The sequence below is a fragment of the Legionella quateirensis genome, assembly GCF_001467955.1.
Classification (GTDB): domain Bacteria; phylum Pseudomonadota; class Gammaproteobacteria; order Legionellales; family Legionellaceae; genus Legionella; species Legionella quateirensis.
The window spans coordinates 419207-431297 of the sequence record NZ_LNYR01000012.1 but is presented as its reverse complement, the minus strand read 5'-3'; the positions used below and the strand labels follow the sequence as shown (position 1 = coordinate 431297).

Here is a 12091-nt window from a genome sequence, read left to right as displayed (position 1 = left end):
AACAAGTGAATTGACAACAAACTCTGCTACAAATGATATTCATTTTTTAATGATAAAAATGACTAAAAGTCATTCTTTTGGATAATGATTATACTGCAGGCGCAGGTAATGGATCGTAAGGTTGTTTGGAAAACTCGCTCGGAAACCAGCCTACACCCAAGGTACCATTATATAACACTTCCAAATACAATGAAGCCAAACACAGATCTCTATGGGAAGATAATCCACAGGTTGTGCCATTAAAGAGTAGCGCGGTTTGAAGCCCTAGTTCTGCGCCTGCAATGGCTAATTGTAAAAGATGGATTACTTTTTCAGGAACTTTTGTGTCAGCACGAAACAGGGAATAGAATGAAGTGATGCATTGTCCTAATTTAGTTGCTATAACGGCATAGGGTTGCTTCTGAAAGGTGTATGATATCAGCTGAGCTCCAGCATTTACTCGTTCTGCATTACGATGACCGGTAGTTGAGGTATAGGGGTTCATCGCCATAGCGCCTAAACAATCTGTTAACCATTGGGGCATATTAATCCTTAAATATGTATGTAAAACGAATTTGCACCTTATCATATTGGAGTAACTTTGCAAGAGCAGCTGAAAGGTAACTTGCTTGTTTATTAAGCTATTTTGAACTACGGGAGTGTTCTATTATTTCTATTGAGTCGGTGTGTACTTTTTAAGTAATTTATTCAGGTTGAAACGACGAATAATCTTAGGTTTTTCCAGATAAATAAGCCTGCTTACATAAATTGTAGCGATGAGTTGAATAAATCCCATAATAGTAAACAACATTTCGAATGAGCTGTTCGCTATGATCAATCCCCCACAAAGCAGCGCAATACCTGTATAGATACTTGCCAGTCCATTTGCCAAACCCCAGGTTAGTCCTTCGTGTGTTTTGTCTTCGCAGCGAGCATACAAGGCATACCAGGTTGTTGTAGATAGTCCTCCTGATATTCCCAATCCAATTTGTAATAGAGCTAATTGATGTTTTGTACTCACAAAGATATAACAAAAAGTAAAAATAGTTTGAAGTGCATATCCAACAATTAACAGTTTTTCTTTATAAATAAAATCAGACACATAACCTAAAGCTATGACTACTATCCCTACTGAAATTAAATAGAGTGCCCATACCCAGGAAATATCCAATGGGGACGATTGAAATTTAGCACAGAAAATTCCAAAGAGTGGTCCTAACATTCCCTCGGATAAATACCAGAGATTATTAGCAAAGAGTAGGGTACGTTCTTTTTTATTAAACATGCGGCTAAATCAAAATTATAGTTAATCCTAACATACAAGGTTCATTTCGTTTTTTATATAGTATTTTGAAATTAAATTCCGGCTCTTTTAATCCTGGCTTTTTATCTGATCTTTATAGTGCTAATCTATTCTTTTTTAACACGCATGGGACTTATGAAAAAACCTAAGGTCGAACCAAAGGTAATTTTTAATAAGGGATATTAAGTGTACTAGGACTCTCTTAAACAGACTAGGATGTGTTTACAATTCTGATTCGATCTTGACGAATACATTATGTTCGTTATCGGTTCTGAATCTTTGGATCCCGCGAACAAGTCGCGGGACGTTGGGAGTAGTTTGATGAATTGTCAACACAACTTAAAATATTGAATGTTTAAATGCGTAACTATTTTTGATTGAACTATATCGAGAGCTTATGACGGTCATATCAAACTCAACACAGCGAATTGCATCTCTGGATGTTTTTCGTGGTCTAACGATTATATTGATGATTTTAGTGAACAGTCAGGGAAATCAATATCCCTACCCAATCCTTGAGCATGCATCATGGAATGGGTGTACTTTGGCGGATGTAGTGTTTCCTTCTTTTCTATTTATTGTTGGTTTAACCAGTGTTATTAGTCTAAACAGGAATAGAGCGAATCAGGATGATAATGTGTATGGAGCTATAGTGCGGCGCAGTCTTTTACTGTTTGCCCTGGGGTTGTTTTTAAATATTTTTCCTACGCATATTTATTTAAGTTCTCTTCGGTTTTATGGCATTTTACAGCGAATTGCATTCTGCTATCTGGTCAGCAGTATGATTTATTTAAAAACCAGTACCAAAACGCAAATGCTGATTTTCCTCGCAATTTTATGGGGTTATTGGCTTATGATGACTCAGGTACCCGTACCCGGATTTGGGGCTAATCAACTAACAGTAGAAGGTAATTGGGTTTCCTATGTTGATCAAATGATCTTTTCAAGTGCACACCTGTTAGGAAAGGTTTATGATCCAGAAGGTTTGTTTAGCACGATCCCATCAATAGCGACCACTTTATCTGGAGTCTTAACGGGTAATTTGTTGCTCGCTTCAATGTCCAATCAAAAGAAATTTTACTTGATGATGATGCTTGGCATTATTTCTATACTGTTGGGTTGGTCCTGGAGTTACAGTTTTCCAATTAATAAAAATTTATGGACCAGTTCATTTGTTTTATGGACCAGTGGTTTTGCTCTTATCGTATTTGCATTATGTTATTTGTTTATCGATATTTTAAATTATAAGCGTTGGTCACTACCATTTAAAATATTTGGTATGAATGCGTTATTTGCTTTTACTTTTCATGTTATTTTGTTAAAGCTGCAGTTTGTTTTTTATTTTACTTTAAATGATGGCAGCAAAGGTAATATGAAAGCCATGCTTACAGAATATTGGTTTGGTAGTTACAGCAATCCAAATGCTGCATTATTTTATTCAATTCTGTTCTTATTTATTAATTTTCTGGTGGTTTCTTTTTTATATAAGAAAAAAATATTTATTCGTTTATAGGATCTTTGGGCTATTGCGTTACAAATCCGACATCGTCTAACTTAATACTGAAGTTCTAAGAAAATGAGAATTTAACCATCTGCTGGATAGTAAATCCTGCGTAGTGGTTTATTCTCGAACCCTCTACGCTTTTGACATTTTCTCCAGCTTGATGTGCCGCATGCAGAGAATGGTCCTGACAATTAACCCTATCAGAAAACCACGTGTTTAGCTTAATTGTAATGAAGACTGCTCACTTTCTAAATGTTCATCCTTTATATCCGCGTTTTGATTTGCAACAAAGCCATCTTCCTGGTTGATAGTTATTTGATTAGATGCTTTATTGTCAAGTAGTGGCTTCTGAGGAGTCGTATTAATCTGTTCATAGAATTTAGCAATCAGAGGTTGCAGTCCATCGATATGCTCCTGAATTTGGATTTTATAAATGATTCCAAATATGGTGTCCAAATGGAAATTAAGATTAACAGAAACCAGGCTTGAGTTGGCCATTATCGCGTCCCCCAGCATCTTGAATTGTTCAATATTGGTTTTCTGAACAAATCCAAGCTCCTCCAATTGACATTCAGGATCTTGTAAAAAAGTACAAAGAGCATTGATGGTTTCATTTGAAAGAGCGTATCTGCAATTATGCGACATACTGATGGAAGTAATTTGCCTGTTGGTTTTGAGTAAATCGATGATTGATTGCAATCCTTCGTTTTCAATATAATTGTAATCAATAATCAATTTCTGAATCGTGTTATTTTTGGCCAAAACTTCAGCCAGTTTTTTAGCATCACTGGCCATATACGTATTATGAGTCAGATCAAGCTCAATAAGATTTTCGGGATCATCAGCCAGATAGACGCATAAATCATCAATATTCAAACGACTCAGATTGTTTTTTGATAAATCCAGATAAGCCAGTTTACTACAGTATTTGAGGGAGTTAACGAGCTGAGGACTGGCAATTTGACCAATATTCGTATTAGACAATGCCAGTAGCGTCAAGTGTGTATTTGATTTAAATACAGTTTCCAATAATGGGATATCGCTTGCGTCAAATACCATGTCATCCAGTAGCAAGACTCGGAGCGAGTGAGTATTTTGCAGGTACTGTACAATATCTTTGCCATACGACATTCCCTGCAACTTTAAATCAACCAAAGTAGTATTTGGAATTTTTTTATTCAGAATTGGTAGCTGTGCATTTTTATCAACTGCAAAGTTTAAATCCAAAAATTTAAGAGGGGATTTTTGTATATTTTTAGCGAATTTATAACATTGACTAGTACTTGCCGATGTCTCGATTAACTCTAAATTAACAGATAGTTTTTCAAGCAATGGTTTGTCCTTCACCATAGTGACCAGTGCATCATAGACCATACCGTTCATCGTTCTTACTTGGTTGTTACTAAAATAATTTAAAATACTAAGTATCAGATTATCTCGGGATCTTAGATGAAATTCAGTGCCTTCTACAGTGAACTTAAGCTTGGTCAACTGAGTATTTTGATTGACCACTTTGCTTAATTCACTTAATCCACTGACGTTTTCTACCGTTACATCCATAGACAGATCAAGTTCAGTAAGCGGTGTAATTCTTAAATATTCAGATAAAAAAACCATATCATCATAAGTTAAGGGAGAAGCCAGTTTTAGATCGGAAGTTTTGAACGAACCATTTTTTGTTGCATTAAGACACTTCGCCATTGAAATCGTTAACATAATTACTCCTCACAAATCCTTTTGAATTGAAATAATATAGAACAGATCTATCATCTACTTGGAAGGATGTGAATGTAAATAGCTGGCAAGTAATTTATCACTATTTATTTTTGGAGAAGAGGAACTCTTTAAATAGAACGAAATCAGCCATGAGACTATAGACAGGGTGTTGAAAGGTGGCTGGTTTGTTGTGTTCAAATACAAAATGGCCAATCCAGGCCAATCCATAACCTGATAGTGGACCTACAATAAGCCATATAATATTTGAAGTGATTAAAAAAATGATAAGACACAGTATAAATAAAGAAGTGCCGGTGTAATGAAGGGCTTTACACACCGGATTCTGGTGTTGACTCAGATAGAAAGGATAGAATTCTGCAAAATTCTTAAATTTAATTGGCTCAGGTGATGTTTTATTCATTATCATCTCTTGCCTCTAGTAGATCCTGAATCGGTTTTGGAAGTATGGTTCTTATTTTATGAGTCAATATTTTTTCATTTTTTTGCCACAAAATACCTAAATAGATAATTCCAAATCCGATTGCAGTTAAGGCAACTGGAAATAAGTAACTCAAATTAAATACTTGAAAGGCAAGATATCCTAAATAAAAACAGAATCCTAACGCTCCAAAAATAACGAACACTTTTCTGCTGAGTATGACGCCAATTAGAATCATGAGTACATTGATGCACATATATAAAAATTTTGACAACTCACTGTCTGAGTGTTGGCAGGTAAGTCCACCCCAGAAGGTCATAACTCCAAAAATATAAAGCCAGAACGCATAGTCTGCCGTTTGACTGGATCGCACATCTACCCAAAATGCGATTAATACAGAAATAATCCCAAAATACATAGAGACCATGGCGCTGAGCTCATAAGTATAATGTTCCCCACCAATCATACTGGTCAGATCCATTGACATATACCAGAGAGTGACAGCTATGGGCATGATCATAAAAGGGTAGCGGTATATCCAGGCCAAAATAACACCAACAGCCAAAGTACCCAGCTCCATAAAAATCCAGTTCCATTTAATATACATATTGTAATCATGATAAACGCTATTATCAGGCCACCATCCCATACCTTGTTGTAAACCATAAATAGCCAGGGGAGTAAGACAGATGACAAAAGTAGCGCAAATACCGGCAGGTATAAAATATCCTTTTTCATCCAAAGAATGGGTTAAAGCAATGCCCAGAATGGCATAGGATACAGATAAAAATAAAATTCCCCAGCCTCCATACATTTCCCAGCCCAAGTTCATGAACAAGGTCATGGCTCCAATCGCTATGAGACCGCCAAAATAATACAACACATTAGTCAGGTTAAATCCGGGACTTTGTTCGGGAAGATTTTTTACGAATTCGAATAATTTATCTGATTGCTCCTTGGTGAGGATATGGGCATCTACTGCTTTGTCCATCATAGTCCGTGATATTTTCATCGTAGCTCCGTGAGATGCAGTATTTAATGTATTAATTATATTATAGATGATGCATTTGGAATTAATGGTAAGTTCTCAACAACCCCGTAAACGTCATCACCAATAAATAGAGTGGTTTTCTGAATGTGGCGCTGTGCCAGTATTTGGAGATCCTTCACTGCGTTCAGGATGACGAAAATCGTGGAGTTGGAAACGTCATTCCGAATGTAATGAGGGATCTCCTGAATGTGGAACAATGCCCGTATCGGGAGATCCTTCACTGCGCTCAGGATGACGAATAATCTGTGTTTTTCATGCTTCAAGCAGACCGAATTTTTTTCTTTGTGTCCAGACAGGGATTAAAATGATGAGTATTAAAAATAACCCGCCAGAGAGCGCATAGATGAATTGAGATTGAAACTGTAATGATGGCGGTGGTGTGAGACTAACAATAAGGGTTATTATCACTCCGAACAATCCAAAACCAGCTGAACCAATTATTTTTATTTGCGAGGATAGTTCTTTTGTAATGACCAGTTTAATTGCGCTGATAAAAAGTAACAAATACATCAGTAAATTAACCTGAGTCGCCGCATTGAGCATGATCCAGTATGACGCGTTCAGAGAAGGAACAATTAAAAATAAAGTACTGATAATCGAGACACAAACAGCCTGGATGATCAACAATCTCGCTGGCGCTTTATTGTTATTAACCTCTGTAAGTCTACTATCCAGGAAACCTTCTCCTGCAGCAAATCCCAAGCCTTTGATTGGTGCAATCAGCCAATTGTTCGCCGCGCCTATGCAGCCTATGGCAATAAGCCCATTGATGATAACTGCCAGTTTGCCACACTGCATTTTAGTAAAAAACAGTTGAATTAATTGGGGAATACTGCTGATGAAACTCAATTGTTGTGGTGGAATGATCATCGCCAGTATGATCGAGCCGAACAGCATGGAAAGGAATACCACAAAAACTGAAATAAATACCGCTTTGGGAAACGCTCCTGGTTTACTGTCTTCAGCATGAACGGCCGCTAATTCTATGCCGCAAAATGAAAGAATTATTGCCGTTAAGGAGGTCCAGGAGTAAGAGGTATTCTGAGGAAGAATGGTTTGTTGAGGATGTGTTTGTGTTAACCACCAATACAATCCCATAATGATGATGATACTGAAAGGAACCAATAATCCCGTGATGGAACAAAATGAGTTAAATCGACTGGAGAGTTGAATTCCCTTTAAATTAATCCATGTTAATACCCAGATAAGCGAAATAATAATGATAAAAAGTATGGTTTTATTATCAACCAAATCGGGGGAAACGCTGTAGAGCAAAGTACCTGCAATAAAGCTCAATAAAGTAGGATATATCAATACATTTTGAATGCATTGAAACCATATGGCTAAAAAAGCCGAACGTTTACCCAGTCCCTTTTTAACCCAACCATAAACACCTTGTTGTGATTGATTTGAAAACCACATCGATACAACAGCGCAGGGAATTAAGAAGAAAATTAAAGCCAGAATAAAGTAATTCACTAATTGACTGCCAGCTAAGGCGGCGGCTGGCAAATTGCGTATGCTATCTACAGAACATACGGTGATCAGAGTCAGGCTAAGAACAGATAATCTTTTCTTCATTAAAATCTCAAAGACAAACAGCTTAAGCCACCATCAATTTTTTTGAATTCACTGACGTCAATTTCAATACAGGGAAATCCCAGCGCACTGATTTGTTCTTTAGTTTTAGGATAGCCTTTAGCCAATAGAACCGTCCCATTAATCATGATGCAATTAGCGGCATAAGACTCATCCGGATCTACGATGATCTGTTTTAAATGATTGAAGGCAGGATGATTCACTAATTCACCACTGACCAGCAAATAACCCTGATCCAGGTAACTCACACCGGTTTTTAGATGTAGAAACTCATTTAATTGTATGGTGGAAGCTGAATACCCTCGTTGTGTCAGCTCATGAATCATTTGACTGGCGCCATCTTCATTGGTTCTGGCTGACAGGCCGATATAGAAATGGTTATTCACATTGAGTACATCACCCGCTTCAATTGTACCAGGAGCTGCAATCCGAACACTGGTACCTTTGTAAAAGGCCTGGATGGTTTGTTCTATTTCTTTGACTTCTCCTTGCCTCGATAAAGCTCCTGGTCGGGTAAGAAACGCGCCTTGATGTGTTAACAAAGCAACATCTTCAACAAAACAACTGTCCGGGAAGTGATCAATCGGAGGAAGTACGGTGACTTCAAGTCCACATTGAGCTAAAGCAGTGATGTAGTTTTGATGTTGAATAAGCGCTAAGTCATAATCAGGGACTCCCAATGTCGCAGAGGTTGTTAAACCATGAATCAGTGACGCCGATGGGGTTCTGACTATAGCATTATGAAACATGATTCACTCCCGGAATTTAAAAAAATATCTTATCATATTTTTTAATCGGTTAAACAGTGTGCTTTTTAATTAGTTTAATTGACATTTAAAGAACGAGGCTTTGAGATATCTTTGTTGAGTATGGATTTAGGTTTAAAAGATGGTTATGCTAACTTTTTTCTAAATGGATTTTGTTAAATGACTGCCAGTGCTTATGATATTGTCTTGCTGACTCAAAAAGAGTACGTTGATCCTGTTGAAATAACTCCTTATATTAATAATGTCCTCACTGAAGACAGACTATTAACTGAAGCGCTCGAACAAAGAGGGCTACGCGTTACGCGAACCTTTTGGGATAATTCTGATTTTGATTGGGACAATAGCCAGTTTGCATTATTCAGGGCTACTTGGGATTATTTTCATCGATTCGCGGAATTTCATCAGTGGTTGAACACGAAGTCCAGGAATATAAAATTCATCAATCCCTATTCAGTCATTCGATGGAACATGGACAAACATTACCTCGGCATTTTGCACAGCAGAGGAATTAATATTCCTCCAACCATTTTTCTAGAAAAGGGAAATGTAACCCCATTAAAACGTCTACTGCAACAAACTGGTTGGGCTAAAGCCATTTTAAAACCAGCAATAGCAGGTGCCGCACGTCATACTTACCTTTTTGATAAATCCAATGTCGATGAATATGAACCCATCTTTCAGAAATTGATTGCTGATGAAGCCATGCTCTTGCAAGAGTTTCAAAGCCAGATTGTATCCAGAGGCGAAGTTTCTTTTATGGTTTTTGGTGGAAAGTACAGCCATTCAGTTTTGAAAAAAGCAAAAGTCGGAGATTTTAGAGTCCAGGATGATTTTGGAGGGACATTACATTCTTATACTGCTTCAAAGGAGGAAATAGACTTTGTTGAACGGGTCATTGCTCAATGCGATGAGTTACCTGTTTATGCTCGTGCTGATGTGATGTGGGATAATAATAATGAATTGTGTTTATCTGAATTGGAGATGATAGAGCCTGAACTGTGGTTTAGAAAAGAAGCTGAATCATCTGGTTTCATGGCAGATGCAGTGTGTCAATACATACATCAATCGCTTTCTACCCCTGGTGAAAAAAATAAGGTCTGTAGCTCATTATTGTATTGACGGACTATTTGATTGATGTGATGCTTTTCTGGGAGTATTTACTCTCATACATTCCCTGAAGGAGAATTTTTTTCATAAAAAACCATTCATCCCTTGAGAGAGACGTTAGGTGCTAAAGGATTTAGCTCTGTAATAATCAATTAGGAAGATGTCATGAAAATACGGATAATTTCGTTATTAGTCATCAATTTATTTACTGCAAATACACAAGCGGCCTCAGAACAGTTGATTTGGGGAAATGGACATCAAATTTTATCTAAATACCATGCTGCAGTATCGGATAAATCGGGATTACTGAGGTCAACAGTTCCGGTAAAACAATTAAACTATCAGATAAACCCAATAGAAAAGGATTCTAATTCCATTTCTAATCATATTCGTTACCAAATATATTATAAAAATATACCTGTATGGGGGCACGAATTAATTCTCCATAAAAAAAACATTGCGGAAGAGTATCTGACAGGAGTCGATGTTTCTGGAGTTGAGGATGATATACGTGAAACATCAGGAACATTTACGGCTGAAGAAATTGAAACAAAGTTGTTGGCAACTAATACAGATAAGATTTTGTATAAAAATATAGAAAAAATAATCTATCTGGACTCAAAAAACAAAGCACATCTTGCCTATCACTTATCATTGTACACCAATAATTTAATTCATTTTGTAACGGCGCCAAATTATATTGTTGATGCGAATACGGGGAACGTTCTGAAACAATGGGATGACTTGACTCATAAAAAAATAGGGCAGGGTTTGGGAGGAAATGTTTTTATATTGCCTTATAGAGCAGGACTGTTTCAGCACGGTACTGTTCAGGCTGGAATTCCTTCTCTGGGAAAATTTGATGTAACCGTTAAGGGCGGTAATTGCTATGTGGAAACACCAGACATCAGAGTGATCAACGTAGCGAAAACAGACATGGATCAAAGTTCGTTTCCTGTATTGAGTCTGGTAGAAGTATTTAAGAAACCACCCACTTTTTTTTATCCATGTAATCAAAAAACAAATTATGTGAATAATAATGATGGTGATACTGCTCCAGCCAATTTCAGTTTTTCTTCAGTGAATGACACCATGTATTTTGCTGGAGTTACCATGGATATGTATAAAGAATATTATGGGGTAGCAAAGCCTCTTGGTGATGATTTACCCTTACGTGCATATACCCATCTTAAAAACTTCGATAATGCCTTTGCCGTTCCATCCATCAAAGTGAAAGGGTTGTATTTAATCCATCAACAGATCGTTATCGGAGATGGAGATACACTGTTAACCGCTCCAGCTCAGGGAACGCTGTCGCATGAGTTGACTCATAATTTTACTCGATTGCATTCCAATCTTGTGTATGAAGGACAGTCTGGTGGAATTAATGAGGCATTTTCAGATATGGCTTCAATCGCCATGCTGGACTATTTGCGTAAAGATTACCCTTGGTATTGGGATGGATTTGATTGGGCAATTGGCCGAGAGGCGACTATTGGCGGATCACCTCTACGGTTTATGGATGATCCGGTTAAAGATGGAAAATCAATTGATAATGCTCAGTCATTTAATGACACACTGGATGTACATCAAACCAGTGGAGTATTTAACAAGGCATTTTATTTATTATCACAAAAAACGGGTTGGTCAATTCGCCAGGCTTTTCAGGTAATGGTCGACGCCAATATGAACTATTGGACATCAGGGACTCATTTTGAAGCCGCTTCCTGTGGAGTAATTCAGGCTGCTATTGATAGAAAATACAACAAGCGCGGTGTCGTTGAAGCATTTGCTGATGTGGGTGTGGTATGTCCTTTAAAAAATCTGACGGATTAAATTTCTGAGGGATTAAATTATGGTATGTTGACAATTCAGATTTCGACATACCTCGACTTCTTCCTGAACGCTCCTCATTTTTTATATGCCACCGACGGTGATTTCCCGAAACCCACCGCGATCTCTCCTCACGCTCCGCTGGTTCCCGTCACGCTCCGCTGGTTCCCGTGACCCTCTGCTGGTTCCCGTCACCCTCTGCTGGTTCCCGTCACGCTCTGCTGGTTCCCGTCACCCTCTGCTGGTTCCCGTCACGCTCCGCTTGTTCCCGTCACGCTCCGCTTGTTCCCGTCACGCTCCGCTGGTTCCCGTCACCCTCTGCTGGTTCCCGTCACGCTCTGCTGGTTCCCGTCACGCTCCACTGGTTCCCGTAACCCTCCGCTGATTCCCGTCACCCTCCGCGAAGGCGGAGGGTCCATGAGTGGTAAGTTCAATACTGAATAACCAGTAACATGTATTCATATCAGCATATTTCAACATACCAAAAAGGGAACCTTATATTCTGGTATAAAATCAAGTCTCATCAATAGGCTTGGGAACACACGAATAATGCGATTATGAAAATCACACACAAAATGATAAAGAATGGACCCTCCGCCTTCGCGGAGGGTGACGAAGATGACATCTTCGTCACGCTCCGCTGGTTCTCGTCACGCTCCGCTGGTTCTCGTCACGCTCCGCTGGTTCTCGTCACCCTCTGCTGGTTCTCGTCACCCTCTGCTGGTTCTCGTCACGCTCTGCTGGTTCTCGTCACGCTCTGCTGGTTCTCGTCACGCTCCGCTGGTTCTCGTCA

10 protein-coding genes are annotated in these 12091 nt (G+C 38.4%); 3 read left to right on the top strand and 7 right to left on the bottom strand.

All coding sequences use genetic code 11. The features are described 5' to 3' along the window. Window positions 1-88: 88 nt before the first annotated feature. The gene (locus Lqua_RS06440; protein ID WP_058473452.1) at window positions 89-523 is read right to left on the bottom strand and encodes a hypothetical protein; all 435 of its coding nucleotides are present in this window, start codon (window positions 521-523) and stop codon (window positions 89-91) included. Window positions 524-652: 129 nt separating this feature from the next. After that, entirely contained in the window at window positions 653-1264 is a 612-nt protein-coding gene (locus tag Lqua_RS06435) for an MFS transporter (protein WP_058473451.1), read from the bottom strand. A 415-nt stretch (window positions 1265-1679) separates the two neighbouring features. Between Lqua_RS06435 and Lqua_RS06430 the strand changes: the two genes are divergently transcribed. Next, complete coding sequence (locus Lqua_RS06430) at window positions 1680-2795, top strand: acyltransferase family protein (protein ID WP_058473450.1); 1116 nt, start codon at window positions 1680-1682, stop codon at window positions 2793-2795. A gap of 207 nt (window positions 2796-3002) precedes the next feature. Here the strand turns inward: Lqua_RS06430 and Lqua_RS06425 are convergent, their stop codons facing one another. From Lqua_RS06425 to Lqua_RS06405, 5 genes are all read right to left on the bottom strand, one after another. Beyond that, window positions 3003-4502 carry a leucine-rich repeat domain-containing protein gene (locus Lqua_RS06425; RefSeq protein ID WP_058473449.1) on the bottom strand — a complete coding sequence of 500 codons (1500 nt, stop codon included), beginning with the start codon at window positions 4500-4502 and terminating at the stop codon, window positions 3003-3005. Window positions 4503-4602: 100 nt separating this feature from the next. Beyond that, window positions 4603-4923: an Mpo1-like protein gene (locus tag Lqua_RS06420; protein WP_058473448.1), complete on the bottom strand. Its 321-nt coding sequence runs from the start codon at window positions 4921-4923 to the stop codon at window positions 4603-4605. Further along, window positions 4916-5953 (bottom strand): hypothetical protein, encoded by a 1038-nt coding sequence (locus tag Lqua_RS06415; protein WP_058473447.1) that lies wholly within the window; start codon window positions 5951-5953, stop codon window positions 4916-4918. The genes Lqua_RS06420 and Lqua_RS06415 overlap by 8 nt, the downstream gene beginning before the upstream one ends. Before the next feature lie 291 nt (window positions 5954-6244). Then, a complete protein-coding gene (locus Lqua_RS06410; protein ID WP_058473446.1) occupies window positions 6245-7573 on the bottom strand; it encodes an APC family permease in 1329 nt (442 codons plus the stop codon). Continuing rightward, on the bottom strand, window positions 7573-8340 hold the full coding sequence (locus tag Lqua_RS06405; RefSeq protein ID WP_058473445.1) for a dimethylarginine dimethylaminohydrolase family protein: 768 nt from the start codon (window positions 8338-8340) through the stop codon (window positions 7573-7575). The genes Lqua_RS06410 and Lqua_RS06405 overlap by 1 nt, the downstream gene beginning before the upstream one ends. A 177-nt stretch (window positions 8341-8517) precedes the next feature. Here Lqua_RS06405 and Lqua_RS06400 point away from each other — a divergent pair, with 177 nt between their 5' ends. After that, window positions 8518-9477: an ATP-grasp domain-containing protein gene (locus Lqua_RS06400; protein ID WP_058473444.1), complete on the top strand. Its 960-nt coding sequence runs from the start codon at window positions 8518-8520 to the stop codon at window positions 9475-9477. A gap of 153 nt (window positions 9478-9630) precedes the next feature. Then, window positions 9631-11301: a M4 family metallopeptidase gene (locus Lqua_RS06395; RefSeq protein ID WP_058473443.1), complete on the top strand. Its 1671-nt coding sequence runs from the start codon at window positions 9631-9633 to the stop codon at window positions 11299-11301. Window positions 11302-12091 lie beyond the last annotated feature (790 nt).